The 23770-nt window shown below is 70.2% G+C and carries 26 protein-coding genes and 3 tRNA genes; 14 read left to right on the forward strand and 15 right to left on the reverse strand.

All coding sequences use genetic code 11. From position 1 onward, the window contains the following. Positions 1-10 precede the first annotated feature (10 nt). Positions 11-829: a glutamate ABC transporter substrate-binding protein gene (locus BBK82_RS16435; RefSeq protein ID WP_065915801.1), complete on the forward strand. Its 819-nt coding sequence runs from the start codon at positions 11-13 to the stop codon at positions 827-829. A 102-nt stretch (positions 830-931) separates the two neighbouring features. On the opposite strand, the gene BBK82_RS16440 is transcribed toward BBK82_RS16435, so the two are convergent. Continuing rightward, positions 932-2074: a L,D-transpeptidase gene (locus BBK82_RS16440; RefSeq protein ID WP_237048220.1), complete on the reverse strand. Its 1143-nt coding sequence runs from the start codon at positions 2072-2074 to the stop codon at positions 932-934. Positions 2075-2398: 324 nt separating this feature from the next. Here BBK82_RS16440 and BBK82_RS16445 point away from each other — a divergent pair, with 324 nt between their 5' ends. Continuing rightward, on the forward strand, positions 2399-2602 hold the full coding sequence (locus BBK82_RS16445; RefSeq protein WP_030473173.1) for a cold-shock protein: 204 nt from the start codon (positions 2399-2401) through the stop codon (positions 2600-2602). Between the two features lie 92 nt (positions 2603-2694). Here BBK82_RS16445 and BBK82_RS16450 read toward each other — a convergent pair whose 3' ends face one another. The 4 genes from BBK82_RS16450 to BBK82_RS16465 all read right to left on the reverse strand — a co-directional run bounded on the left by BBK82_RS16450 (position 2695) and on the right by BBK82_RS16465 (position 6284). Then, complete coding sequence (locus BBK82_RS16450) at positions 2695-2994, reverse strand: hypothetical protein (RefSeq protein WP_065921120.1); 300 nt, start codon at positions 2992-2994, stop codon at positions 2695-2697. Between the two features lie 479 nt (positions 2995-3473). After that, positions 3474-5660 (reverse strand): heavy metal translocating P-type ATPase, encoded by a 2187-nt coding sequence (locus BBK82_RS16455; RefSeq protein WP_065915803.1) that lies wholly within the window; start codon positions 5658-5660, stop codon positions 3474-3476. After that, complete coding sequence (locus BBK82_RS16460; RefSeq protein WP_065915804.1) at positions 5660-5866, reverse strand: heavy-metal-associated domain-containing protein; 207 nt, start codon at positions 5864-5866, stop codon at positions 5660-5662. The genes BBK82_RS16455 and BBK82_RS16460 overlap by 1 nt, the downstream gene beginning before the upstream one ends. Positions 5867-5924: 58 nt before the next feature. Beyond that, positions 5925-6284 (reverse strand): hypothetical protein, encoded by a 360-nt coding sequence (locus BBK82_RS16465; RefSeq protein ID WP_065915805.1) that lies wholly within the window; start codon positions 6282-6284, stop codon positions 5925-5927. A 154-nt stretch (positions 6285-6438) separates the two neighbouring features. Here BBK82_RS16465 and BBK82_RS16470 point away from each other — a divergent pair, with 154 nt between their 5' ends. The 5 genes from BBK82_RS16470 to BBK82_RS16490 all read left to right on the forward strand — a co-directional run bounded on the left by BBK82_RS16470 (position 6439) and on the right by BBK82_RS16490 (position 7963). After that, positions 6439-6684 carry a hypothetical protein gene (locus BBK82_RS16470; RefSeq protein WP_065915806.1) on the forward strand — a complete coding sequence of 82 codons (246 nt, stop codon included), beginning with the start codon at positions 6439-6441 and terminating at the stop codon, positions 6682-6684. A gap of 139 nt (positions 6685-6823) precedes the next feature. Continuing rightward, entirely contained in the window at positions 6824-7441 is a 618-nt protein-coding gene (locus BBK82_RS16475; protein WP_065915807.1) for a ScbR family autoregulator-binding transcription factor, read from the forward strand. A 233-nt stretch (positions 7442-7674) separates the two neighbouring features. Further along, positions 7675-7747 (forward strand) — tRNA-Glu (locus BBK82_RS16480). A gap of 54 nt (positions 7748-7801) precedes the next feature. Continuing rightward, positions 7802-7875: transfer RNA gene (locus BBK82_RS16485), tRNA-Asp, on the forward strand. A 14-nt stretch (positions 7876-7889) separates the two neighbouring features. After that, positions 7890-7963: transfer RNA gene (locus BBK82_RS16490), tRNA-Phe, on the forward strand. 46 nt (positions 7964-8009) lie between these two features. Here the strand turns inward: BBK82_RS16490 and BBK82_RS16495 are convergent. Further along, on the reverse strand, positions 8010-8711 hold the full coding sequence (locus BBK82_RS16495; RefSeq protein WP_065921121.1) for a protein phosphatase 2C domain-containing protein: 702 nt from the start codon (positions 8709-8711) through the stop codon (positions 8010-8012). Positions 8712-8775: 64 nt separating this feature from the next. On the opposite strand from BBK82_RS16495, the gene BBK82_RS16500 reads away from it, so the two are divergent. Both BBK82_RS16500 and BBK82_RS16505 read left to right on the forward strand, forming a co-directional pair. Continuing rightward, positions 8776-8985, forward strand: a complete 210-nt coding sequence (locus BBK82_RS16500; protein WP_065915808.1) for a helix-turn-helix domain-containing protein — start codon at positions 8776-8778, stop codon at positions 8983-8985. After that, positions 8982-9509: a Clp protease N-terminal domain-containing protein gene (locus BBK82_RS16505; protein WP_237048222.1), complete on the forward strand. Its 528-nt coding sequence runs from the start codon at positions 8982-8984 to the stop codon at positions 9507-9509. Before BBK82_RS16500 ends, BBK82_RS16505 begins: the two co-directional genes overlap by 4 nt. On the opposite strand, the gene yczE is transcribed toward BBK82_RS16505, so the two are convergent. Beyond that, positions 9475-10113, reverse strand: coding sequence for a membrane protein YczE (yczE, locus tag BBK82_RS16510; RefSeq protein WP_065915809.1), 639 nt, complete (start codon positions 10111-10113; stop codon positions 9475-9477). The two genes, BBK82_RS16505 and yczE, sit on opposite strands and share 35 nt — an antisense overlap. Before the next feature lie 91 nt (positions 10114-10204). Here yczE and yczR point away from each other — a divergent pair, with 91 nt between their 5' ends. Beyond that, complete coding sequence (gene yczR, locus BBK82_RS16515; RefSeq protein ID WP_472368300.1) at positions 10205-11611, forward strand: MocR-like transcription factor YczR; 1407 nt, start codon at positions 10205-10207, stop codon at positions 11609-11611. A gap of 295 nt (positions 11612-11906) precedes the next feature. Here yczR and BBK82_RS16520 read toward each other — a convergent pair whose 3' ends face one another. The 7 genes from BBK82_RS16520 to BBK82_RS16555 form a co-directional block, all read right to left on the reverse strand. Next, positions 11907-12905 (reverse strand): hypothetical protein, encoded by a 999-nt coding sequence (locus BBK82_RS16520; protein WP_065915811.1) that lies wholly within the window; start codon positions 12903-12905, stop codon positions 11907-11909. Positions 12906-13863: 958 nt separating this feature from the next. Further along, complete coding sequence (locus BBK82_RS16530; protein WP_065915813.1) at positions 13864-15213, reverse strand: CHAT domain-containing protein; 1350 nt, start codon at positions 15211-15213, stop codon at positions 13864-13866. Next, positions 15143-15979, reverse strand: a complete 837-nt coding sequence (locus BBK82_RS16535; RefSeq protein WP_065915814.1) for a tetratricopeptide repeat protein — start codon at positions 15977-15979, stop codon at positions 15143-15145. Before BBK82_RS16535 ends, BBK82_RS16530 begins: the two co-directional genes overlap by 71 nt. Next, the gene (locus tag BBK82_RS16540) at positions 15976-16335 is read right to left on the reverse strand and encodes a hypothetical protein (protein ID WP_065915815.1); all 360 of its coding nucleotides are present in this window, start codon (positions 16333-16335) and stop codon (positions 15976-15978) included. The genes BBK82_RS16535 and BBK82_RS16540 overlap by 4 nt, the downstream gene beginning before the upstream one ends. After that, positions 16332-16709 (reverse strand): hypothetical protein, encoded by a 378-nt coding sequence (locus BBK82_RS16545; RefSeq protein ID WP_065915816.1) that lies wholly within the window; start codon positions 16707-16709, stop codon positions 16332-16334. The genes BBK82_RS16540 and BBK82_RS16545 overlap by 4 nt, the downstream gene beginning before the upstream one ends. Continuing rightward, positions 16706-17236 (reverse strand): RNA polymerase sigma factor, encoded by a 531-nt coding sequence (locus BBK82_RS16550; RefSeq protein WP_065915817.1) that lies wholly within the window; start codon positions 17234-17236, stop codon positions 16706-16708. Before BBK82_RS16550 ends, BBK82_RS16545 begins: the two co-directional genes overlap by 4 nt. 97 nt (positions 17237-17333) lie before the next feature. Then, positions 17334-18497 carry a pyridoxal phosphate-dependent aminotransferase gene (locus BBK82_RS16555; RefSeq protein ID WP_065915818.1) on the reverse strand — a complete coding sequence of 388 codons (1164 nt, stop codon included), beginning with the start codon at positions 18495-18497 and terminating at the stop codon, positions 17334-17336. Between the two features lie 29 nt (positions 18498-18526). Between BBK82_RS16555 and BBK82_RS16560 the strand changes: the two genes are divergently transcribed. Next, positions 18527-19774 (forward strand): DUF445 domain-containing protein, encoded by a 1248-nt coding sequence (locus tag BBK82_RS16560; protein WP_065915819.1) that lies wholly within the window; start codon positions 18527-18529, stop codon positions 19772-19774. On the opposite strand, the gene BBK82_RS16565 is transcribed toward BBK82_RS16560, so the two are convergent. Continuing rightward, complete coding sequence (locus BBK82_RS16565; RefSeq protein WP_237048223.1) at positions 19747-20235, reverse strand: CGNR zinc finger domain-containing protein; 489 nt, start codon at positions 20233-20235, stop codon at positions 19747-19749. The genes BBK82_RS16560 and BBK82_RS16565 overlap by 28 nt on opposite strands. A gap of 86 nt (positions 20236-20321) precedes the next feature. Between BBK82_RS16565 and BBK82_RS16570 the strand changes: the two genes are divergently transcribed. Genes BBK82_RS16570 through BBK82_RS16580 form a run of 3 tightly spaced genes read left to right on the forward strand, consistent with a single transcriptional unit; the run spans position 20322 to position 23760 of the window. Further along, positions 20322-20846, forward strand: coding sequence for a PadR family transcriptional regulator (locus BBK82_RS16570; protein WP_065921124.1), 525 nt, complete (start codon positions 20322-20324; stop codon positions 20844-20846). Next, complete coding sequence (locus BBK82_RS16575; protein ID WP_065915820.1) at positions 20843-21517, forward strand: ABC transporter ATP-binding protein; 675 nt, start codon at positions 20843-20845, stop codon at positions 21515-21517. Before BBK82_RS16570 ends, BBK82_RS16575 begins: the two co-directional genes overlap by 4 nt. Further along, positions 21514-23760, forward strand: coding sequence for an FtsX-like permease family protein (locus BBK82_RS16580; RefSeq protein ID WP_065915821.1), 2247 nt, complete (start codon positions 21514-21516; stop codon positions 23758-23760). Before BBK82_RS16575 ends, BBK82_RS16580 begins: the two co-directional genes overlap by 4 nt. Positions 23761-23770: the final 10 nt, after the last annotated feature.

The raw sequence follows: 23770 nt of genomic DNA on the forward strand, positions 1-23770 counted from the left end.
AGGTCTTGTCGTGACCCGTCGTGCTGCGCTTCTCGCTGCCGTAGCGGTGCTGGCCACCGCCTGTGGGAGCGGTGACACGGCCACAGTCGTCGGTCGAGCCGGCTCCGGCAAGCTGACCATCGGCATCCGCTACGACCAGCCCGGTTTGAGCGAACGGCGGCTGGACGGCCGCTTCGTCGGGTTCGACGTGGACGTGGCCAAGTACGTGGCCAACGAGCTGGGCGTGAAGGAAAGCGGTATCACCTTCAAGGAGGCCCGCGGCGCCGTCCGCGAGTCGATGCTGGAGAGCGGTGAGGTCGACCTGGTCGTCGCGACCTACTCGATCACCGACGCCCGCAAGGAGAAGGTCGCCTTCGCCGGCCCGTACTTCGAGACCGGCCAGGGCATGCTCGTCCGCTTCACCGAGCAGGCGATCACCGGCCCGGAGACCCTGAACGGCCGGCAGCTGTGCTCCGTCAAGGGATCCACGTCCGCGCAGAAGGTGAAGAACGACTACGCCCAAGGCGTCAAGCTGGTCGAGTACGGCCAGTACTCGGACTGTGTAATCGCTCTCATGGCGGGCAACGTCGACGCCGTCACCACCGACGAGGTCATCCTCGCGGGCTTCGCGGCGGAGAACCCGGAGCTGCTCAAGCTCGTCGGCAAGCCGTTCTCCCAGGAGCGCTACGGGATCGGCGTGGCCAAGGGCGACGACGAGAGCAGGGCCGAGGTCAACAAGGCCATCGAGAAGATGATCTCCAGTGGTGAGTGGAAGCGGGCGCTGGAACGCAACGTCGGCCCGTCGGGCTACGAGATCCCAGCGCCGCCCCAGATCACCGAGAAGTCCTAGTGGCGCGACTCAGCACGTTGGCGAGGTAATGCACGCTCAGCAGGGCACCACGATGCACCCGTCTGACCGCGGATTCCCCCGGCAACGTGCTGAGCCACACCACTAGCCGTTCACGGCCGACTTCGACTTCCAGGTCTCCCAGTCGAGAGCCCAGTCGTAGTAGTCGCGGTCGGCCGGTCCCAGCTTGATCGACGAGTTCAGCACCTCGACCGGGTCACCGATCATCGTGAGGTCGAAGAACGTCTTCGCGTCGGCCGGTGACAGGTTCGCGCAGCCGTGGGAGACGTTCTGCTTGCCCTGCGCGTACATCGAGTTGGCGTACTCGTGCACGAACTCGCCGTTGTTCGACAGCAGCACGGCCCAGGTGACCGGGACGTCCTTGTAGTCGAACACGGTGCTCGACATCGTGCGCTTTGCTTCCTTCTGCATCACCACGTGCGTGCCGGAACGGGTGACCCGGCGCGGGTCGGTGTCCAGGCCGTAGGAAGCAGGGAAGTCGTGCAGCTGCACGCCGTCGCGGTAGATGACGAACCGGTGCGACTGCGTGTCGGCCTTGACCACCAGCGCGCGGTCCGCGATCGCGAACTGCACGTGCAGGTCCTCGGCGCCGTACGCGCCGCCGCCGAACGGGACGCCGTAGACGTTGACGTCAACGGAAACCCGCGTGCCGGGCTTGTAGTACTCCTTCGGCCGCCAGTGCGCCTCGCGGTCGGACAGCCACGCCCACGCACCTTCGGTCGGCACCGAGGTCGTGACGGTCATGGCCTTCTGCACGGTCGCCTTGTCCTGCACCGGCGAGCTGAACGTGATCTTGATCGGCATCGCGACGCCGTAGGTCTGGTGGTCGCCGACGTTCGCCGACGCGCTGGTGAGCTTGGAGGGCTTCAACGTCCGGAACGAACCGGTGACCGGCACCTCCGCGCCGTCCTCGCCCTTGGCCGAGCCCGACCACGTGTAGGCCTTGTTGTACGCCAGGTCCTCGGTCGCCACCCACCGGTCCCCGGTCAGCTCCCCCTTGACCACGCGGTCGTCCGCACCCGTCAACGCGACCGACGTGAGCTTGCCCCCGGTGACACCCACCTGGAACGGACCCGCCGGGCTGATCCCCTCACCTGATGCCGGCGTGACGGTCAGAGCCGCCTTCGCCTTCTCCTGCACGACCGGAACGTCCGGCGGTGACGCGTCCGGCGCGCCCTCGCAAGCGGTCAACCCCAGCAGAACTGCCAACAACAACGGCCGGAACACGCGCTCTCCCCAAGATCCCCCTGAACTCACGCTCAGAGGACGCGCGAACCACTAACGAGTTGCTCATGAGGTCGTGATCACCCTACTGGGCCAGCGTGTTTCCCCCTATTGAGGCAATCCGCTAGCCAGATTTGAGCAGTAGTGCTATGACGCGGCACACGTTAGGCTCTTCCGCGCAGGCCGTGGTTTCTGTGTTCGTGCTTCACACGCTCGCGGAACGACACGCGGGCGTGCTGCGCGCTCGATTCGAGCGAGTTGAACGCCCCCGGGACGGCCGGGGTTGCACGGTGCAGCCCCAAGCTTTCCTGCGATGGAGGCAGGTACATGGCACAGGGCACTGTCAAGTGGTTCAACTCCGAAAAGGGCTTCGGCTTCATCGCCCAGGACAACGGCGGCGCTGACGTCTTCGTCCACTACTCGGAGATCCAGGGTCAGGGCTTCAGGACCCTGGAGGAGAACCAGCGCGTGGAGTTCGAGGTCGGTCAGGGCACGAAGGGCCCGCAGGCCCAGAACGTCCGCGCGATCTGATTCGTTTCGCCGCATCTAGTCGTACGCGAGGAGGACCCTCGGCCGGGCTCGGCCGAGGGTCCTCCTTCGTGCTGGGGTGACTGGGGCGGGCGTCAGTTTCCGCGCTGGCGCTCTTCCCACTCCAGTCGCTGCATGACCCACTCCGTGGCGAGAGCCTGCGGGGAGGTCTGACGCTCGGCAGCGAGCTCCTTGAGCTGCTCGTTGGCCATCAGCTGGAGGCGCAGCTGGTACACCTGCGCGTTGCCGAAGCCCGAGGCGGTGGTCTCGTTGTCCGAGTCAGGGGCCAGTGCGGCCAGGTAAGAGGTCAGCTCCTCGTCGGGCAACGTCTCCTGCGGTTCGTCCGCGGGGCGGTGACGGCCAGACTTGGAGCGTCCGAGGGATCCGATAGGCACCGGCACACGATAACGGCTCGGTCACGGAACCCAAACCCCTGTGACCTGAGTCACCTGAACGTGTCACCAACGAGCGCCGTCCGTTCCTCGCCACCGCACGCGGGCTCCCCGCGTGCGGCCAAGCAAAGCCCGCAATGGAGACAACAGGCAACGTCCGCGCGAGCAACGGGAACGAGCGAAGGCCGCGCGAGACAGCGGGGCCCGCCAGGGAACGAAAACAACGGGCGCCGACCACCGCGGGGGTCCGGGGGCTTGCCCCCGGCTGGGGGTCTGGGGGCTCGGCCCCCAGAAGACACCTCCGATCGACCGCGGCGAGGCGTCAGCCGAGCAGGGTCGACCGGAGAAGAGGAGAGGCCCCCGCGCCAGGGGGAGGAACGCGGGGGCCGGAGGGGATCTCCACAGGCGCTGACCGGGGGTGTGTCAGCAATCGGATTGTTGCACGCGCACAGGCCTGTGCGGGAGAGGTTGTCCGGAGATTCTTATGCTGCCCATGAGCGGAATCGACGCAGTCGCAAGCTGTTGGTAACAACGAACACGCTGCTGAACGCCATTGCGGCCCCCGCCAGCATGGGGTTGAGCAGGCCCAGTGCCGCGAGTGGAAGTCCAGCGACGTTGTAGGCGAACGCCCAGAAAAGATTCCCCTTGATCGTGCCCAAAGTCTTGCGGGACAACCTGATCGCGTCCGCCGCCACCCGCAGGTCGCCGCGCACCAGGGTCAGGTCGCTCGCCTCGATGGCCACGTCGGTGCCGGTTCCCATGGCCAGCCCCAGGTCAGCGGCGGCCAGGGCGGGGGCGTCGTTCACGCCGTCGCCGACCATCGCCACAACTCGGCCCTGTGCCTGGAGATTCCGCACCGCGGCGACTTTCTCGGCCGGCAGCACGTCGGCGACGACCTCGTCGATTCCGACTTCCCGCGCGACCGCGGCTGCCACCGCCGCGTTGTCTCCGGTCAGCAGGACAGGCCGCAGTCCCAGGGAACGCAGGTCTCGAACGGCTTGTGCGGACGTGGGTTTCACGACGTCGGCGACGACGACGAGCCCGACAACCTTGTCATCAAAGGAAACGGCGACGACAGTGCGATCCGCGTGTACACCTGCGGCCGCCGTCAAAGAATCAGGCAGGTCGACGTTGCGCAGCCGGCCGACGGCAACGCGCCTGCCTTCCACCACACCGCTGACACCGATGCCATCGGTGGACACGAAATCAGAAACGGTCCTCAGTTCCGGTGCCTCGCGCACGATCGCGGCCGCGATGGGGTGTTCGGAGGCGTTCTCGACCGCCGCCGCGAACAGCAGCACCTCGTCCCGGGACACGCCGTCGGCCGGGACCACGTCCACGAGCGTCAGCCGCCCGGTCGTGACGGTCCCGGTCTTGTCGAGCACCACGGTGTCCACGCGCCGGGTCGACTCCAGCACCTCCGGGCCCTTCACCAGGATCCCGAGCTGGGCGCCGCGGCCGGTGCCCACGAGCAACGCCGTCGGCGTCGCCAGGCCCAGCGCGCACGGGCACGCGATCACCAGCACCGCCACGGCCGTCGTGACCGCGAACTCCAGCGGGCGGCCGGCGAGCAGCCAGGCGGCGAACGCCACCGCGGCGATCGCCACCACGACCGGCACGAACACCGCCGACACCCGGTCCGCGAGCCGCTGCACGTCCGCCTTGCCCGCCTGCGCCTGCTCGACGAGCCTCGCCATCCGCGCGAGCTGCGTGTCGGCGCCCACGGAACCGGCCCGCACGACCAGCCGGCCGCCCGCGTTGACCGTCCCGCCGACGACCGGCGACCCCTCGGAAACCTCGACCGGCACCGACTCCCCGGTGACCATCGAGGCGTCCAAGGCCGAGCTGCCCTCGACGACTAGGCCGTCCGTGGCGATCCGCTCACCCGGACGGACCACGAACCGTTCGCCGACCTGGAGCTGTCCGATCGGCACGCGGGTCTCCACGCCGTCGCGCAGCACCGCCACGTCCTTGGCGCCGAGCGTCAGCAACGCCCGCAGCGCGGCACCCGCCGAGCGCTTCGAACGGGCCTCCAGCCAGCGCCCGAGCAGCAGGAACACGGTCACGCCGACCGCGACCTCGAGGTAGATGTCGCCGGAGGACGCCGGCCGCGGCAGGAGGCTGAACTCGTGCCGCATGCCGATCGTCCCGGCGGTGCCGAACACCAGCGCGTACAGCGACCACAGGTACGAGACCGCGACGCCCATCGACACGAGGGTGTCCATCGTGCTCGCGCCGTGCCGGAGGTTGACCGCGGCCGCCCGGTGGAACGGCCAGCCGCACACCCACACGACCACGCTCGCCAGCGCCAGCGAGATCCACTGCCAGGTCGGGAACTGCCAGGCGGGGACCATCGAGAACGCGATCACCGGCACGCCCAGCGCGGCGGCCAGGACGAACCTCAGCCGCAGCTCACCGGCGTCGTGAGCGTCGTCGGCCGGTTCCGGCTGCGGCTCCGCGGCGTCGTAGCCCGCCGCTCGCACGGTCGACACCAGGTCGTCCACGCGCATGCCGACCGGGAACTGAACGCTGGCCTTCTCGGTCGCGTAGTTCACGGTGGCGGAGACGCCGTCGAGCTTGTTCAGCTTGCGTTCCACGCGCCGCGCGCACGAGGCGCAGGTCATGCCGCTGATGCTGAGCTCGACGTGCCGGGGCTCGGTCGTGGTCATCAGGCGACCTGGTACCCGGCCTCGGTCACGGCGGCCTCGACCTCGGCCCTGTCGAGCTCGCGGTCGCTGGTGACGGTCACCGCTCCGGTCTCGAGCACCACGTCGACACCGGTCACGCCGGCGACCTCGGACAGCTCCTCGGTGACCGAGCTGACGCAGTGGCCGCAGGTCATGCCGGTGACGGTGTAGGTGGCAGTGACGGACATGGAGTTCCTCCCTCGCGATCGGAACTCCGATGATATACCCACCCAGGGTATGGGCTATCTACTGAGGACCGTCGGGTTTCGGCTGGTCCAGGTTCTGGATGTCCTTCTCGATCTTCTCCACGAGCGAGTCGAGACCGGCGAGCATCTCGTCCAGCTGGGCCATCCGCGAACCGAACGCCGACTCGATGTCGGCGTCGATGGTCTCGAGGTTGATGCCGCTGATCGCCTTCAGGATCTCCTGCGGGTCCGGCGCCGGCGGGATGCCGCTTGCGGGGACGTCGCCGTTCGGCAGGTCACCGGCGGGGACGTCGGCGGCCGGGACGTCGGCGGGCGGGGCGTCACCTGGTGCGGGATCCGGTGTCCGCCGCGCGTTTTGGCCCTCTGCATCGGGGGAAGGCTCCGGCGTGGGGTCAGTCATCGGTCCATCTTCCACTGGCGGCTTCTCAACGGGACAGGCAGCACACCTGTACGGAAAGTAACGCTGGGTGTTGGTGGAATCACTCTGCGGGGGGCTGCGGCCGTTGTCCCAGGTCGCTTAGCCTCGCGCCAACCTCAAGTCGGGGAGGGCACTCATGAGCGGGTCACTGGAAGTGCGCAAGTTCCTGTGGACACAGGACGACGGCATGCAGAGGCAGGGCGGCCCCGCCGTGCCTGCCCAGCGCAGCGGAGAGCCCTCGCGGATCTCCGACGAACAGGTCCACCGGGCGAGGCTCGCGGTCGCGCGCAGCGCCCTGGGCACCGAGGACTGCAGGATGCTGCTCGACATGCTGGGTCTGTCACCCGGTGAGGACGGCGGGACGCCGCCGGTCCAACGGTAGGCGGGCACGACCTGCGCAGATGCGGCCCTGACCGAGGCGCGCACCCCCCCGGAGCGCGTCTCGAAGCAGGGCCGCACCTCGAAACATACCCACGGGTCTCTTTACCGGCAACGGTTGGACACGGCCTAACCTGGGAGCCATGCCCCAGCAGGACCGGGCGTACGCGACACGGGAGGCGATCCTGCGCGCCGCGGCGCGGGAGTTCGACCTGGTCGGCTACGACCGCACGTCGTTGACGGCCGTGCTCACGCGCGCCGGGCTGACCAAGGGCGCGTTCTACTTCCACTTCGCGTCCAAGGAAGCCGTCGCGGGCGCGCTGATCGAGTACCAGCACGACCTGTGGGTCGAGCTGCGGCAACGGTGGCACGGGCGCGAGCTCGACCCGTTGCACACGCTCATCGGCATGATCAGCGAGTCCGCCGACCGGATGGCGGACGACGTCGTGCTGCGCGCGGGCGTGCGGCTCATCGCCGACCGCGAGGTCGGTTATCCGGGCGTGCCGAACGCGCACCTGATGTGGGAGAAGATGGTCTCCGCCTACGTGGCGGAAGCCGGGGCCCGCGGTCACCTCCGCGAGGGTGTCGACCCGGACGCGGTCGCGCGGGCGCTCTCCGGTGCCACGCTCGGCGCCCGGTTGATCTCCTCGGCGACGACCGGCTGCGCCGACTTCCCCGGCCGGGTGCGCGAGCTGCTCGCGCTGGTGCTGCCCTCCGTCGCGAACGACGCTTGGCTGAGCGCCGCCGACGACCGTCGATGAGTTGCCCAGGTCACACAAGATCGTTCGACACGGCCGGTGCACCCGCCGTTCACCCCCGATCCGGGCCTTGAGCTGGCCTTTGTCGTTCCGGAGGGCTTCGCGAAGATCTGCGAGCGAACTCTCCTCGCGGCCTTCTGCGAACCGTTTGGGCAGGTCAGGCCACAAGTGGGACCCCCGTTTTGGAGGTGCGCGGACCTATGCCATATGCTTACGATGCTTCCAGAGACCAGCTAGTCCCCATCATCTAGCGGCCTAGGATCCCGCCCTTTCAAGGCGGTCGCGCGGGTTCGAATCCCGTTGGGGGCACGCAGTAAAGCTAGAAGATGCAGTAAGGTACGATCTGCAAGACAGCAAGAGCAAGGCCCAGTGGCGCAGTTGGTTAGCGCGTCGCCCTGTCACGGCGAAGGTCGCGGGTTCGAGTCCCGTCTGGGTCGCTTTCTTTTCTCATGGCCAGGTAGCTCAGTTGGTACGAGCGACCGCCTGAAAAGCGGTAGGTCGGCGGTTCGACCCCGCCCCTGGCCATCCTTCTTCGAAAGAAGCCCCGCGGTGATCGCGGGGCTTCTTTCGTTTATGCGGTGATGCGGGCGATCGCCTGATCGTCGTGCGTTTTGTAGCGGGGCCACCGCTCGTGTTCCGAATCGCCGCGTTCCGCTTCCCGGATTCGGCGGAGCACCTCACCCAGGGGGAGCTCCGCGAGCTCCTCCCACGAGAACAGTCCGTACTCGGACACTCCACAGGAGACACCGTCGGTGGCGACGACCACCTTCTCGATCGACTCGCGGTCCCAGGTGGCGGTCAACGCCTGCCGGCCCGCCTCGGGATCGGCCTCCGCGACCCAGTAGCCGCCCGGCTTGTTCTTCCACCGCAGGATGTCCGGGTCCGGCCGGAGGTCGGCCAGCCGGGTGTCCTCGACCACCTCCGTCGTCCGTCCGAACGCGACAACCGGGGTGTCGCACAGGACGAGCGCGTCGACCGTCTTGTCGTCCCACCGCACCATCGCGGCGGTCGCGGCCGGTGAGTCGCCGCGGACGAGACCGTGTGCGGCGACGAGGTTCTCGATCGCTTGGGTCAGAAGCTCGGTCAACGGGGTGTCCGCGTCCATCAACCGGGCGAGCTCGTCGGCGAGCTTCGAGGCGTACCAGCCGCCGTTGCGGTCAGGCGGCCTCGTGCGGGACGTGACGCCGTCGAGCACCACGACCGCGTTCGGCAGCACGCGGATCCGGTCTTCGGTGATGCGCCCAGGAGCACCCTGTTCGGCGGTCTCGATCATCACGAGCCCACCGTACGTGTCAACGTTGGTTGACGGATCCGTGTTGTCAACGTACGTTGACAGCATGACAGAGGCGACGGATCTCGCCACAGCGGCCGGTGACCGCGACCCGAAGATCGGGTTGCGCGCCGTGAGCGCGTTGCGGCGACTGCTCGAACACCTGGAAGCGGCCCAGGTCCGCAGTGCGCGGGCCCAAGGCTGGTCGTGGCAGGACATCGCGGCGGAGCTCGGGGTGTCCCGCCAGGCGGTGCACAAGAAGCACGGGGGACGATGATGATCGCGGAGCGGTTCACGAAGGAAGCGCGCGAGGCCGTGAAGCAGGCGGTCAGGAACGCGGAGGACGTGCACGCCGGCGAGGTGGGCGTGGAACACCTGCTGCTGGCGTTGCTCGACGCGCCGGTGCTGGCCGGGTTCGACCTGCCGCGGGCCGAGCTGGAGGCGGAGTTCCGCGAGTACCGGCGCAAGGGCGGGCTGACCAAGGCCGACGCCGATGCCTTGCGGGGCTTGGGGATCGACGTCGACCAGGTGATCGACTCGGTCGAGCAGTCGCTCGGCAGGGGCGTGCTGCGGCCCGGTCCGCGGCGGCGGTGGTTCGGCATGCCGCTCGAGGCCGCGTGCAAGAAGGCGCTGGAGAACAGCCTGCGCGAGTCCCGCGACCTCGGCCACAACTACCTGGGTAGCGAGCACGTCCTGCTGGCGCTGCTGCAGGGCGGGGGAATCGTGGCCGAGGTGCTGGCCGAGCGCGGGGTCGACTACGCGGAGATCAGGAAGCGGGCTGTGAGCGCTCGCGCCAGGTGAGGTGCGGCAGGAACAGCTGCGACAGCGGGCCGATCCCGAGCGCGTACAGGACCGTGCCGATGCCGACGGTGCCGCCGAGCAGCCAGCCGGTGCCGAGCACCAGCAGCTCGATGCCGGTGCGGGCCACGCGCAGGGACAGGCCCGTGCGGCGGCAGAACCCGGTCACCATGCCGTCGCGCGGGCCCGGTCCGAGCCGGGAGCCCACGTAGGCGGCGAACGCGACCGCGTTCAGCACGATGCCGAGCACCAGGAAGATGATCCGGGGCAGAAGTCCCTGCGGGGTGGGCAGGATCGCGAGGGTCGCGTCGACGCTCACGGCGATCACGAGGACGTTCGCGATCGTGCCGACACCCGGTCTCTGCCGGAGCGGGATCCACAGCAGCAGGACGGCCACGCCGGTGATCGCGGTGATGAGGCCGAAGCTCAGCCCGGTGCGTTCGGTGAGGCCCTCGTGCAGCACGTCCCACGGGTTCAGTCCGAGGGTCGCGCGGATCTGCATGGCCATGCTCGCGCCGTAGAGCCACAGCCCTGCCACGAGCTGGGGGAGTCGGCGGACGGGTGCGACGGTCACGGGGACCTGGTGGAGTGCGGTGAGCGAAGCCATGTGGCCATACTGAGCTTCGATTGGCCTGGTAATCCATAGCCAATTCCGGATAATTGGCCTCATGCTCCCACCAGGTGGACGGATATCGGGTGTGCGACTGGTCCGGCTGCTCGGGTCCTGGCGCAAGAACGGCGCGCGGCAGGGGTCCGCCGACCTCGCCGCCGCGATCCGGCTGCTCGTGGCGGACGGCCGGTTGCCGGTCGGCACCCGGCTGCCCTCCGAGCGCGAGCTGACCGACGTGCTCCCGGTGAGCCGCACCACGATCACGACCGCGCTCGACCAGCTGCGCGACGAGGGGCTGGTGGCGTCCCGGCGGGGCGCGGGGTCGTGGATCAACGGCCCGGTCGGGGGCGGGGGTGGCATCCTCGGCGGCGACGACACGTTGATCGACCTGACCCGGTGCGCGCCGCCGGCCCACCCCGGCCTCGCCCAGGCGATGGCGGCGGCGCTGACCCAGATGCCACAGCACCTGGTGTCACACGGGTACCACGAGCGCGGGCTGCCCCAGCTGCGGCAGGCGATCGCCGACAGGTACACCGCGCGGGGGCTGCCGACGTCCGCGGACCAGGTCGTGGTCACCTCCGGCGCGCAGCACGCGTGGGCGCTCGCGTTGCGCCTGTTCGCCGGGCCGGGCGACCGGGTGCTGGTGGAGCAGCCGACCTACCCCAACGCGCTGGAGGCGGTGCGGGCGGCGTCGGCGGTGCCGGTACCGGTGCCCATGACCGACGACGGCTGGGAGGTCGACGCCTACGAGGCGGCGCTGAGGCAGGCCGGCCCCCGGTTGGCCTACCTGATCCCGGACTTCCAGAACCCGACCGGCTCACTGCTCTCCTCCGCGGGGAGGGAAGCACTTGCCGCCGTGCTGCGGAAGGCGCACACGCCGGTGGTCGTGGACGAGACGCTGGTCGAGCTGTCGCTGACCGACGAGCCGATGCCGTTGCCGATGGCGGCGTTCGGCGGGGACCTGGTGGTGACGCTGGGGTCCGCGAGCAAGTCGCACTGGGGTGGGCTGCGCGTCGGGTGGATCCGGGCGTCGGCGGAGATCGTGCACCGGCTGGTGTCCACGCGGGCGGCGATCGACCTCGGGACGCCGGTGTTCGAGCAGCTGGTGCTGAGCGAGCTGCTGAAGGATGCGGAACCCGTTCTGCGGCAACGCCGACTGGAATTCGCCGCCCAGCGGGACGTCGCGGTGGAGGCACTGGCCCAACACTGTCCACAGTGGAGCTTCAAGGTGCCGTCCGGCGGGCTCGGCCTGTGGTGCACGCTCGACGCGCCGATGAGCACCCGGATCGCGGTGGTGGCGCAGAACCACGGCCTGCGGCTCGTCCCCGGCCCCCGGTGGGCGGTGCACGGCGGCTGCGAGCAGATGCTCCGGGTGCCGTACACGCAGTCGTCCGAAGTGCTGCGCGAAGCGATCGGCCGTTTGGGTGTGGTTGCTACATCCGTTGCGGGTACTGGATTTTTGGCAGATGCCGAGCTGGCGGTGCCGGTGGCGTGAGACACGTCGGCCCGGTCTCCCACAGCGGTGGAGACCGGGCCGACGAACTTGCCAACGGGTGGCCTGCGGCGGGGGACGTCCCAGGGATTGGCGTCCCCCGTCCGCAGGTTTCCCGTGTGGTCCGAGGCTGCGGGGGCAGCGCGGCACTCGGACCAGACCCGACCTGCCAGGGCGCGGTTGGCAGGTCAGGAAGACTGGGTTCCTTGCGTACAACGGGAAATACGAGGAGGAGTTACTGGCGCGACGGAACGAGACGGTCACGAATCGCGCAGAGGGCAGACTGGTCCTGGTCGACTCAGTCGGGTGACGTGCTCGGCAGGCCGGGAAGGCTGCCGGGAGACCGACCGTCGCGACGTTCGTCCACCGACCACGTGGCCGGCGGGAACAGCTCGTTGCGCGACGTCAGCACCGTCAGCGCGCCGCGCGCGCCGCCGGAGTTGTCGGTGTGGCTCGACGACGCGGAGGCCGTCGCGGTGACCGGGGCGGGCTGGGGCGCCGGAACGGGCGCGTCCTGGCCGGGCTCGGTCCAGGTGAGGTCGGGCTGCCCACCGGGTCGGTCTGGGCGTGGTGAGGACGAGGGGCGCCGGCAGCTGCGGCACGACCTTCTTGGCCGTGACGGGTGCCGGTGCCGGTGCGGCTGCGGTGGCGGGAGCTCGGCGGCGGCCTTGGCGGCCAGTCGCGCGGCGCGGGCCTGGGCCTTGGCCTTGAGCACCTCGGGCGGCGCCTTGTTCGAGACGGTGCCGGACCGGTGGTTGCCCTGGTTGCCGCCGGTGAAGTCGAGCACCGGCCCGTGGTCCTGGTCGTCCTCGTCGGCGGGGGCTTCCGGTTCGCGCGGCGGGATGATCACAGGGGCCGGGACGTGCTTGATCGGCTCGTGGTGCTCGGCGAAGGACGTGGTGAACGCGGTGGCCCAGCCGGCGGGGTCGTCGGCGAGGCTCGGGGTGCCGAGCGGTGTCACGAGCACCAGCGGGACGTCGGCCGGGTCCTGGAGCGGTTCCGGCGCCTCGGACTGCGTCCCGGGGTCCGGCGTGTGCTGCGGGTCCGGCGTGGTCTCGGAGTCCGGCGTGGTCTCGGAGTCCGGCGTGGCCGACGGCTCGGGAACGGCTTCGGGAGTGGCTGAGGCGACCGGTGCGAGCATCGCGGGGGCCTCGACCGTGATCTCGACGGCGGGCGGCGCTTCGGTGACGCCGGGCGTGGCGGAGGCGGGGGACCCGCTCAGCAGCCAGGCCGCGGCCGTGAACCCGCCGAGGGCAGCAGCCCGCAGCAGCAGTGCGACAGCTCCACCACCGGCCACAGGATCACCACCGTCCACCGTTCAGGTCACCGCCAACGCACAGCGCCGTCGGAGGTCGACGTTGAGCTATGTCTAGCACTGGTGAGTGACTTTTCGAACCAACTCGCCGCAAACCACACGGAAGGGCGGACACGTGCGGCTGTCCGGGTTGCGGTGATCAGGCGTGAACACCCTCTGTGTCGTCATCGGATCGAGTGACATTGCGCCTCGGTCCCCTGTGGACCGCGTCACCGCGCGGGATGGTGTCCGTTGTGGACGCACCGAAGCAGGTCAAGAGCCTCTCTGAGCTGGTCGATCACGCGTCTGAGGCCCTCGGCCCAGTGCACGTGCACGATCCTGGCGGCCCAAACGAGTGTTTGGTCCGTTCGGGCGAACTGGTCGTGCTCCCGGAGGATGCACCCACTGTGCGCAAGCGTTTGCGAGGTGTCTGCTCCCATGAGGAGATCACCGCGGAAGCCATTCGGGTGCATCTGAGACCCGCACACGCCCTGCGCGCCGTGCAGATCGCGAAGGACGTCGGCGCGGCTCCGCACCACGTCCACCTGGCCTGTCCGATCATGATCGGCACCTCGCGCCCGGTCATCGGCGGTCACCTGCCGTCGTTGCGTGGGGAGGGGGCCGTGGCGTTGCTGGACACCCCTCTCGACGCATCGCACGGCGCGCTTGTCGCCGGTGTGCTGCGGCACCACGGTGCGACCGTGCGCCCGTTCCCCGTCCTCACGCCGTCCGGCTTCGGCTCCGACCTGGTCCTCGCCGCCGCCCTGCGCGCCACCCGCTCGTTGCCGGTGGTGCTCGTGTCGTCCGGCACCTACACGTTCGACGACGCCTGCCCACCCGTGCTCGCTCGCTGCGGAGGCAACGTCGTGGCGGCCGCGGGCAACGGCGGCTCGTCCCGCCCGTGGTGGCCGGCCGCGCTGCCGTCGGTGGTCGCCGTCGGCACCTCCGACCCGTTCTCCGGTCACGGCCCGTGGGTCGACGTGGTCGCCGACGGCGTGGACGTCCCCGCCACGGTCGGCACGGCGCAGTCGCTGTGCACGGGCACGTCGTTCGCCGCCGCGCTGCACGCGGCCACCCTGGTGCCGGTGCCGTAGCAGCTGAAGCCCAGGTGGGCGACGGCCCGTGCGGCCTCGGCGGGGTGGCCGATCTGCCGGTGGACCGCGGTCATGGCGCTGGTGAGCTGCTCGTCCGGGACGGGGAGGACGCTCGCGACCACCGCGCGCGTGCCGGCGTCGAGGAAGGCCCTGGCCAGGCGTGACTCGCAGGCGGAGAGGACGACCGTGTCGGGCGGGTCGGCCATGCGGGCGATGTCGTAGCCGTAGAGCGGGCCGTCCTCGAGCTCCAGGTAGGAGAACAGCGGGTTCTCCGCGTTCACGCGCCCGTGTGCGGCGATGTGGGCGATGCCGGCACCTTCGAGTCCTCGGAGCGCGCCCTCCACGGTGGGCTTGATCGTCTCGCCGCCGTGTTCTCGTTGCAGTGCGGCCACTTCGTCGTGGGCGAGGTCAGGACCGGTGACCCACACCCTGCGGTCGTTGTGCCGTGGTGGCCGCCAGCGGTCGAGTCCCGGCAGCACGTGGACCCTCGGTCTGAGCGCTGCCCACGGCATGTCGTGCAGGACGCCGTCCGGGATCACGACGACCTCGTCCTCGTCCGGCAGCAGGTCGTTCTCGATGGTCCTGCCCGCGCGCAACGCCAGCCTCGCCGCTCGGACGAGCGCTTCCGGCTCTTCGACGGTTCTGGTCCTCTCGCCGCTCACGGCGAGCATTCGTCCTCTGTGGACGATGAAGCTGACCATCGGCAGGCTCTTCGGCACGTGTTCGCCCGACTGAGTACGTGGCTCGGCGGCGACCGTGAGCCGGCGGATGTCCCGTTCCAACGCCTCGACCGGCCCGCCGAACACCCTCGCCCGGCGCAACCTCGACAGTGCGGCGGCGAGCCCGGGATCGTTGGGCGGCAACGGCGACGGGTACCGCCTCCGGTGCTTCTCAGCCCACTGGACCAGCTCGTGCGGCGTCCGCGCCAGGTCGAGCGCGACCCCGGTCAGCTCCCTGCGCACCCACTCGTTGCTGAGCCCGGCCCCGTCCTCGTCGAGAACCCGCAGCCCGGCCCGGCACGCCGCCAGCGCACCCCGCCGGTCCGACCGCCTGGCCTGCGCGAGCCACCCCAGCGCCCTGGTCCGCGCGGGCCCGCGAAACCGTTGCGCCGCAACCACATCAACCTCGCCCTTGGCCAGCATCAGCTCACCGTCCGGCCGCCCCGCCTTCCGGTACAACCGCAGCGCCGACTCGACGTCCCCGCCCGCAGCGCACACCGCGCCCCAGCAACACCGCCTCCGGCGACTTCCGGTTGCACCGCTTCAACAAACCGAGCGCCGCCTCCACCACCCGCCGCGCCTCCTCGTCGAGCCCGGCCGCGAGCAGCGCCTCCGCCCGGTCCACCAACGCCTCCGGCCGGCTCGTCGAGTCCAGCCCGGCCCGCGCCGCCGCCTCGTACCGTGTGAGCGCGAGCGGCAGGTCCCCGGCCAACATGGCCACGAACCCCTTGTTGTGCAAGCACATCGCCATCCGCCCGGTCTCCCCGATCCGCTGCAACGCCTGCTCGGCCGCCGTGAAGTCCGCCTCGGCGTCCTTCAGCCGCAACGCATGACAACGCGCGATCCCTCTGCCGACCAACGCGTTGGCCAGCCACCGCTGGTCGTCGTACCGGCGCAGGTCCCGGATCACCGCGGTCAGCTCGGCCATCGCCGGCCGCGGGTCGTTCGCCTGGCACAGGTGCAACCCCCTGATGCACCGAGCCCTGGCGAGCTCGTTGCCCTTGAGCCCCGGCGTCGCCCGGTCCAGGTGCTCCAGGCTCTGGGCGCGCCGCCCGCGGTCGAGGTCGACCCAGGCGAGCGTGAGCAGGAACCGCGGCTCGCCGGTCAGCCGGTACCCGCGCCTGGCCAGCTTGGCGGCGTCGTCGAGGTGCCCGAGCTCGACGTGGGCGACGCTCAGGTCGTGCAGGGCGTCGGCCCGCTGGGCCTTGGTGCCGCGCACCTTGACGCCGGCGATCGTGGTCCGCGGGTCGATGGTGGCGCTCATGCGACGAACCACCCCGTCGTGAGGCCCAGCTCGGGCACGCAGAGGCACACCGGTCCAGGCGTGACCTCGGCCCGGAACCAGCCTTCCGGGTCCGGTTGCAGGGTGACGGTGGTGTCGGGCGAGCGGACCTCGACGGTGACGTTCTTGTCGTCGAGCACGCCTGTCAGGTGCGGGCCGTCGAGCTGCAGGTACATCCGGCCGACCCCGACGTGGAAGACGAGCTGGCGGGAGGGGCCGCGGACCGGTTCGTCGACGGCGGTCATGGGGTCGAGACCGGTCGGGGCAGGGGTGATGGCGGCCGGTGGCGCGTCGGGGCCGAAGAGGTCGGCGATCTCGTCGAGCAGCGGATCCCTCATCGCGAGCCTCCCGCGTGGAACAGGAACTGGACGGATGTGCAGTCCGGCGAGTGGGCCGGGTGGAGGTGTGGCGGGTGGTCTGCGCGGCCGAGCAGGTCGGCGAGGAGGGAGAGGAGTGCGGCCTGGTGCGCGGACATCGGCGGGTGGTCGACGTGGTCGAGCACGTCGATCGAGGGGACCGGCGGGGAGAAGCAGGCCGTGGACGCTGGTTCATGCAGGGCCGACGAGCCGGTGCCGGACTGATGGGCCGTGCCGCTGGAACCAGCCTCCGGGCCGGAGCCGGAGCCGGGGCCAGGGCCGCGATGGCGAGCAGCGGTGGCGGAGCGGAACTGGTCGACGAGCGCGTCAGCGGCTGTGGCGGTGGCGTTCCTCATCGCGACGCCTCCAGCTTCACCCGCAGCGCCGCCAGGCACCGGCTCCGCGTCGACCCGACGCTCCCCACCTTCATCCCCAGGGCATCCGCAACCTGTGCATAACTCAGCTCGGGGCTGTGGGCAGCGATCCTCAGCAGCCGCTGGCACCGCTCGTTCAACGTCGTCAGCGCCGCCCACAGCCGCCGTGCCCGGTCGCTTCCGATCGCCACGTCCTCGGGGGTGGGCAGCGTGGACTCGGGCTCCCAGCGGTCGGGCGGAACCTCGCGGCCGCGCAGGCGCAGGACGTTGATGCTCTGGCGGGTGGCGGTACGAACGAGCCAGGCCGCCAGAGCTTCTGGATCTCGCAGTCGGTGGAGGTGTTCGGCCAGGCTGAGCCAGGTGCACTGGTAGACGTCGGCGGCGTCGGTGTGGCTCAGGCGGAACGATCTGGGCACCGACCAGACCAGCCGGGAGTAGCGTTCGACGAGTGCGTCCCAGCCGGACAGGCCGACGACGGCGGCGGTGACAACCTCGGTGTTCGTCTTCATGCCATTTGGAGTCGAACCCAGCGGCACCGGCTCCGCGCGTCACCCGAAAGTGGGTTTGTCCACAGTTGTGGAAGAACTCATCCACACTTGTGGACAACTACAGCTTGTGGAGCCTCTCCACGGCCTCGTCGATCACCGCGTCCTGCTTGCAGAACGCGAACCGGATCAGGTGCTGCCACTCGGCGGGCCGGTCGGTGAAGACCTGCACGGGCACCGCGGCGACGCCGATCCTGGCCGGCAGGTCGCGGCACAGCGCCAGGCCGTCGGTGTGGCCCAGCGGCCGGACGTCGGCGCAGATGAAGTACGTGCCCTCCGACGACCGCACCTCGAAGCCCGCTGCCCGCAGGCCCTCGGCCAGCCTGGCCCGCTTCGAGGCCAGCGAGTCGCGCAGCGAGGTCACCCAGTCAAGCTCGGTGGTCAGCGCGTGCGCCACGGCCGGTTGGAACGGGGCGCCGCCCACGAAGGTCATGAACTGCTTGGCCGCCCGCACCGCGGAGACCAGCTCGGCGGGCCCGCACACCCAGCCGATCTTCCAGCCGGTGCAGTTGAACGTCTTGCCCGCGCCCGAGATTGACAGCGTGCGAGCAGCCATCCCCGGCAGCGACGCCAGCGGGACGTGCTGGCGGCCGTCGAACACCAGGTGCTCGTACACCTCGTCGGTGATCGCCAGCAGGTCGTGCTCGACGCACAACGCCGCGATAGCGCGCATCTCGTCCGACGTGAACACGGTGCCCGTCGGGTTGTGCGGCGAGTTCACCAGCACAGCACGCGTGCGCGGAGACACAGCAGCACGCAACGCCTCCACGTCCAGCGCCAACCGGCCGGAAGCGTCCTCGCGCAGCCCCACGGTCACCCGAGTCGCACCCGCCAGCGCCACCGACGCCGCGTACGAGTCGTAGTACGGCTCGACGAGGATCACCTCGTCACCCGGTTCGACCAGTGCCAGCAGCGAGGCCGCGATCGCCTCGGTGGCGCCGACCGTCACCAGGACCTCGGTGTCCGGGTCGTACGTGGTGCCGTAGCGCGACCGGTGGGCGGCGATGGCCTCGCGCAGCACCGGCATGCCGGGGCCCGGTGGGTACTGGTTCACGCCGGAGGCGATCGCCGACTGGGCCGCTGCCAGCATCGAGGCGGGACCGTCGGTGTCGGGGAAACCCTGACCGAGGTTCACCGCGTCGTGCCGCACGGCCAGCGCCGTCATCTCCGCGAAGATCGTCGACGTGAACGGCTGCAACCTGGGGACTAGCGCTGGTACCCGCACAACGCCGAATCTTCACGGACAATGGTGTCGTGGAGCAACTGACCGCCGCTGACCAGCAGAAGCGCACCGACCTGCGCAAGATGAAGGTTGTCGCCGCGAGCTTCCTCGTGGGCGCGACGGTCATCTTCTTCGCCACCCACGCCTTCGAGGGCGCCTGGGTCGGCTACGTGAGAGCCGCCGCCGAGGCCGGGATGGTCGGCGCGCTCGCCGACTGGTTCGCCGTGACCGCGCTGTTCCGCAGGCCGCTCGGCCTGCCGATCCCGCACACGGCGATCATCCCGACCCGCAAGAACATGTTCGGCAAGACGCTCGGCGACTTCGTGGGCGTCAACTTCCTGAGCCCGGAGATCGTCCAGGACAAGCTCAGGAGAGCAGGCATCGCCGAGCGCGCCGGTGCGTGGGTGAAACAGCCGGAGAACGCCGAGCGCGTCACCAACGAGCTCGCGAACGTCCTCAAGGGCGCGATCACCGTGCTCAAGGACGAAGAGGTCCAGGCAGTGGTGGAGCACGCGATCGTCAAACGCGTCACCGCCAAGCCGTGGGGTCCGCCGCTGGGCAAGCTGCTCGGCCAGGTGCTCACCGACGGCGCGCACCACAAGCTCGTCGACCTGATGTGCGACCGCGCCTACGAGTGGGTGCGCGACAACTACGACAAGGTCAGCCTGATCGTCACGGACCGGGCGCCCGCCTGGTCGCCGAAGTTCGTCGACTCGATGCTCGGCGACAAGGTCTACACCGAGCTGGTCAACTTCGCGTGGGCGGTCAAGACCGACGTCAACCACCCGATGCGGCTCGCCGTCGACCAGTTCCTGATCGAGTTCTCCTCCGACATGCAGACCGACCCCGGCACGATGCAGCGCGCCGAGCAGGTCAAGCAGCAGGTGATCAACCACCCGGACGTGCAGAAGCTGATCAGCAGCGCCTGGGGCACGGCCAAGAAGATGCTGCTCGACGCCGCCGAGGACCCGTCCAGCGAGCTGCGCAGGCGCGTCACGCAGGGCCTCATCACGCTCGGCACCAACCTCACCGACGACCCCGAGCTGCGCGCGAAGGTCGACGGCTGGCTGGAGCAGGCCGCCGGGTACGTCGTCAGCAACTACCGCGCGGAGATCACCACGCTGATCACGGACACGGTTGAGCGGTGGGACGCGGAGGAGACCTCGCGCAAGATCGAGCTGCAGGTCGGCAGGGACCTGCAGTTCATCCGGATCAACGGCACCGTGGTCGGCGCGCTGGCCGGCCTGGTGATCTACACCGTGGCCAACGTGCTGTTCTGAGAGGCGCGCGAGCGTTTTCGGAACGTCCTCGCCTTCTCCCGGTTGCCGCAGACCCGCATCGAGCACCAGGTCCGCGAGCGGTTGCGGGAGCGGTCGAAGAACGCGCGCAGGCAGTCGTCAGCGGGGCAGATCTTGAGCCGTTCCCACGACCCGAGCACGGCCAGGCGGGCAGAGGCGGCGAGCACGGCACCGATGGCGTCGCTGCTCGCGAGCATCGGCACGCCGTCGGTCAGCTCGACGTGGACCACGCCGGCCGCGGTCTGCGGCCCTGACGACCCCTCGATCGACGACCGCAGTGCTGCTCTCGCGGCGCGCGCCTGTGCGATGTCCCCGCTCCGCCCGAGGCCGCGTTCGGTCACCCACGCGCGCCAGGAGGCTTCACTGTCCAGTACGTGTCGAGTGTTCAGGAAGTCGAGCAGCAGCTCGACGTCGTGATCCCAGCCGACAGTCAGACCAGTCACCCCACCACTGTAGGCGCCACGGCGGTTGCCCGTCAGGCCATCCGAGGAATACACACGGTGTATACATCGTGTGTATAGTGGTCGCCATGTCGATCGGACACGCACTGTTGGGCCTGCTAGAAGGCGGTCCAAGACATGGTTACGACCTCAAGCGCGCCTACGACGAGCGCTTCGGGCACGACCGGCCGCTGCACTACGGTCAGGTGTACTCGACCCTGTCGCGGCTGCTGAAGAACGGCTACGTGACGGAGGCGGGCGTGGAGGCCGGCGACGGTCCGGAGCGCAAGCGGTACGCCATCACCGACGCCGGAGTCACCGACGTGGAGCGCTGGCTGCGGACACCGGAGAAGCCGGAGCCGTACCTGCAGAACACGCTGTACGCGAAGGTCGTGCTGGCGCTGCTGTCCGGCCGCAGCGCGACCGAGGTGCTCGACGCGCAGCGCTCCGCGCACCTGGGGACCATGCGCGTGCTCACCCGGCGCAAGGCCGACGGTGACCTCGCCGACCAGCTGATCTGCGACTTCGCCCTGTTCCATCTCGAAGCCGACCTGCGGTGGCTCGAACTGACCGCGGCCCGCATCGACCAGCTCGCCGCGGAGGTGGCGCGATGACGCTCCTGGTGGCTGACGACCTCTACAAGTCGTTCGGCAAGACGAACGCGCTCGACGGCGCCGGGCTCACCGTCCGCGAGGGCGAGGTCGTGGCGGTGATGGGCCCGTCCGGCTCCGGCAAGTCGACCCTGCTGCACTGCATCGCGGGCATCCTGCCGCCGGACAGGGGCGAGGTCACCTACCGGGACCGCGACCTGACCGGGATGTCCGACCACGAGCGCAGCGAGCTGCGGCGCACCGAGTTCGGGTTCGTGTTCCAGTTCGGGCAGCTCGTGCCGGAGCTGACCTGCCTGGAGAACGTGGCGCTGCCGTTGCGGCTGAGCGGGATGAAGCGCAAGGAGGCCGAACGCGCCGCGCACGAGTGGCTGGCCAGGCTGGAGGTCGACGGGGTCGCGGGCCAGCGTCCCGGCGAGACCTCCGGCGGGCAGGGACAGCGCGTCGCCGTGGCCCGCGCGCTGGTCACCGCCCCGAAGGTGATCTTCGCCGACGAACCGACCGGTGCGCTCGACTCGCTCAACGGCGAACGGGTGATGCACCTGCTCACGACCGCGGCTCGGGAGACGGGCGCGGCCGTCGTGCTGGTCACGCACGAGCCGCGGGTCGCCGCCTACTCCGACCGCGAGGTCGTGGTGCGCGACGGCAAGTCGCGCGACGTGGAGTTCGCGCGGTGAACCGGGTCATCAGCGACCTCGCCCTGGGCGTCCGGCTGGCTGTCGGAGGCAGCCGGAAGTCTTGGACGAGGCTCGCCCTGCAGGGGTTCGGCATCGGGCTGTGCGTGGGCATGCTGCTGCTCGCCGCCTCGCTGCCGACGGCGCTGGCCGCGCGGGACGACAGGCTGCAGGCGCTCGGCGCGGTCGCCCGCGGTGACGGTCCGCCCCCGCTGCTCGCCGAGGACCACGGCCACGCGTTCCGCTCGGACTACGTCCGCGGCTTCTACCTGAAGGTGCTCTCACCGGACGCCCCGGTGCCGCCGGGCGTCGACCGGCTGCCGGCCGACGGCGAGGTCTTCGTGTCGCCCGCGCTCGCCGACCTGCTCGCCTCACCGGCGGGTGAGCTGCTGAAGCCGCGGTTCCCGGAGCGGATCGTCGGCATCATCGGCCAGCCCGGTCTGGAGAACCCGCGCCAGCTGCGCTTCTACGCCGGTGACGCGTCGATCGAGGCGGACCTGAACAGCAACACCGTCTACAGCTGGGGTACCGCCGGCACCGGTGGCGACATGGACCCGTTGCTGTGGATGCTCAGCCTGGTCGGTGTGGTGGTCCTACTGTTCCCGGTGCTGGTGTTCGTCGGCGTCGCCACCCGCCTCGCCGCCGCGCAGCGCGACCGCAGGCTCGCGGCGTTGCGGCTGGTCGGTGCGGGTGCGGGCCGGGTGCGGCTGATCGCGTCCGGTGAGTCGCTGGTCGGTGCGGTGACCGGGCTCGTGGTCGGGTTCGGCCTGTTCTTCGCGGTCCGGCCGTTCGTCGACCGGATCAGCATCGCCCAGCTGTCCGCGTTCCCGAGCGACATCACGCCCACGCTCACGTTGACCCTCACCGTCGTGGTGGCGGTGCCGTTGCTCGCGGTCCTCACCTCGCTCCTGGCGATGCGCCGCACGATCATCGAACCGCTCGGGGTGGTGCGCGAGCAGAACCCGGTGCGGCGCAGGGTGTGGTGGCGGCTGGTGCCGGTCGTCGCCGGGGCCGGGTTGCTGGTGAGCCAGATCGGGCAGGCCGATGACAGGACGAGGGTGGACGCGACCGTCCTGGTGATCGGTGTCGTGCTGCTCATGCTCGGCATCCCGGTGCTGCTGCCGTGGCTGGTCGAACGGGTCGTGTTCCGGATGCGCGGCGGCACACCCGCGCTGCAGCTCGCCGTGCGGCGGCTGCAGCTCGACAGCGGAACCGCCGCCCGCGTCGTCGGCGGTGTCGCGGTCGTGCTCGCCGGCACCGTGACGCTGCAGATGCTGCTGGCGGGCATCGAGAAGGAGGTGCGGGCCGAGGAGCGGCAGCAGGTGAACTACAACTACCTCACCGTCTCCGGCGACGCCGACGCCGACCTGGCGGGCCTGCGGACCGCGTTGGCGAACGCGCGCGGAGTGCGCGCCCTGCACCGGTTCGACCAGACCTCCGCGGAGATCGGGAACGGGACGTACATCAGCGTGAACATCGGTTCGTGCGAAGCGCTGCGGTCGCAGGCGAGCGTGCCGAACTGCACCGACGGCAAGGCCTACGTCGTGCCGCGGGCCAACGGCCGGGACGCCGTGCGGGCCGGTGAGGTGGCGAAGGTCGGCGTGTCGGGACCGGGTAGCGGTACGCCGTGGACCGTGCCACCGATCGAGTCGATCTCCGGTACGCGCCCCGGCCTGTTCCTCACGCCGGCCGCCGCGGTGGGGCTCCGCTCGCAGCACTCCGAGTACCAGGCGGAGCTCGACGGGTCGGTCCCCGACGTCGCCGAGCACGCCCGCAACGCGCTCGCGACCTACGGCCACCGCGTGCACACGTACTTCGTCGGCCAGGACGACACCAGCGAGGCCGAGCGGGTGTTCGGCGTGATCCGGCGCGCCCTGCTCGCGGGTTCGCTGCTCACGCTGCTGCTGGCCGGCGCGTCCCTGCTGGTCGTGGCACTGGAGCAGGTCAGGGAGCGCCGCAGGCCGCTCGCGGTGATGGCGGCGAGCGGCGTACCGCGCGGCGTCCTGGCCCGCTCGTTGCTGTGGCAGAACGCGGTGCCGCTGGTGATCTCCACGGTGGTGTCCGTGGCCACCGGCGTCGGGCTCGGTGTCCTGGTGATGCGGGTGTTCGGCACCGAGGTCGGCTACGACTGGGCGGGCATCGGGCTGGTCGCGGGCCTCGCCGTGGCGCTGACTTTCGCGGTCACGGCGCTGACGTTGCCCTCGCTGCGGAAGGCGACCGGCGCGCTGGGGCTGCGCACCGAGTGACGGTGGTCTG

The sequence above is a fragment of the Lentzea guizhouensis genome (assembly GCF_001701025.1).
Classification (GTDB): domain Bacteria; phylum Actinomycetota; class Actinomycetes; order Mycobacteriales; family Pseudonocardiaceae; genus Lentzea; species Lentzea guizhouensis.

Bases quoted from the DNA above. Each gene is read 5' to 3' on its own strand.
- BBK82_RS16475 (WP_065915807.1), top strand. From the start codon at position 6,824: ATGCCCCAGCAGGACCGGGCGTACGCGACACGGGAGGCGATCCTGCGC.
- BBK82_RS16505 (WP_237048222.1), top strand. From the start codon at position 8,982: ATGATGATCGCGGAGCGGTTCACGAAGGAAGCGCGCGAGGCCGTGAAG.
- BBK82_RS16575 (WP_065915820.1), top strand. From the start codon at position 20,843: ATGACGCTCCTGGTGGCTGACGACCTCTACAAGTCGTTCGGCAAGACG.
- BBK82_RS16495 (WP_065921121.1), bottom strand. From the start codon at position 8,711: ATGATCGAGACCGCCGAACAGGGTGCTCCTGGGCGCATCACCGAAGAC.
- BBK82_RS16570 (WP_065921124.1), top strand. From the start codon at position 20,322: ATGTCGATCGGACACGCACTGTTGGGCCTGCTAGAAGGCGGTCCAAGA.
- BBK82_RS16535 (WP_065915814.1), bottom strand. From the start codon at position 15,979: ATGAGCGCCACCATCGACCCGCGGACCACGATCGCCGGCGTCAAGGTG.
- BBK82_RS16545 (WP_065915816.1), bottom strand. From the start codon at position 16,709: ATGAGGAACGCCACCGCCACAGCCGCTGACGCGCTCGTCGACCAGTTC.
- BBK82_RS16470 (WP_065915806.1), top strand. From the start codon at position 6,439: ATGAGCGGGTCACTGGAAGTGCGCAAGTTCCTGTGGACACAGGACGAC.
- BBK82_RS16460 (WP_065915804.1), bottom strand. From the start codon at position 5,866: ATGTCCGTCACTGCCACCTACACCGTCACCGGCATGACCTGCGGCCAC.
- BBK82_RS16455 (WP_065915803.1), bottom strand. From the start codon at position 5,660: ATGACCACGACCGAGCCCCGGCACGTCGAGCTCAGCATCAGCGGCATG.
- BBK82_RS16550 (WP_065915817.1), bottom strand. From the start codon at position 17,236: ATGAAGACGAACACCGAGGTTGTCACCGCCGCCGTCGTCGGCCTGTCC.
- BBK82_RS16445 (WP_030473173.1), top strand. From the start codon at position 2,399: ATGGCACAGGGCACTGTCAAGTGGTTCAACTCCGAAAAGGGCTTCGGC.
- BBK82_RS16465 (WP_065915805.1), bottom strand. From the start codon at position 6,284: ATGACTGACCCCACGCCGGAGCCTTCCCCCGATGCAGAGGGCCAAAAC.
- yczE (WP_065915809.1), bottom strand. From the start codon at position 10,113: ATGGCTTCGCTCACCGCACTCCACCAGGTCCCCGTGACCGTCGCACCC.
- BBK82_RS16540 (WP_065915815.1), bottom strand. From the start codon at position 16,335: ATGAGGGATCCGCTGCTCGACGAGATCGCCGACCTCTTCGGCCCCGAC.
- BBK82_RS16500 (WP_065915808.1), top strand. From the start codon at position 8,776: ATGACAGAGGCGACGGATCTCGCCACAGCGGCCGGTGACCGCGACCCG.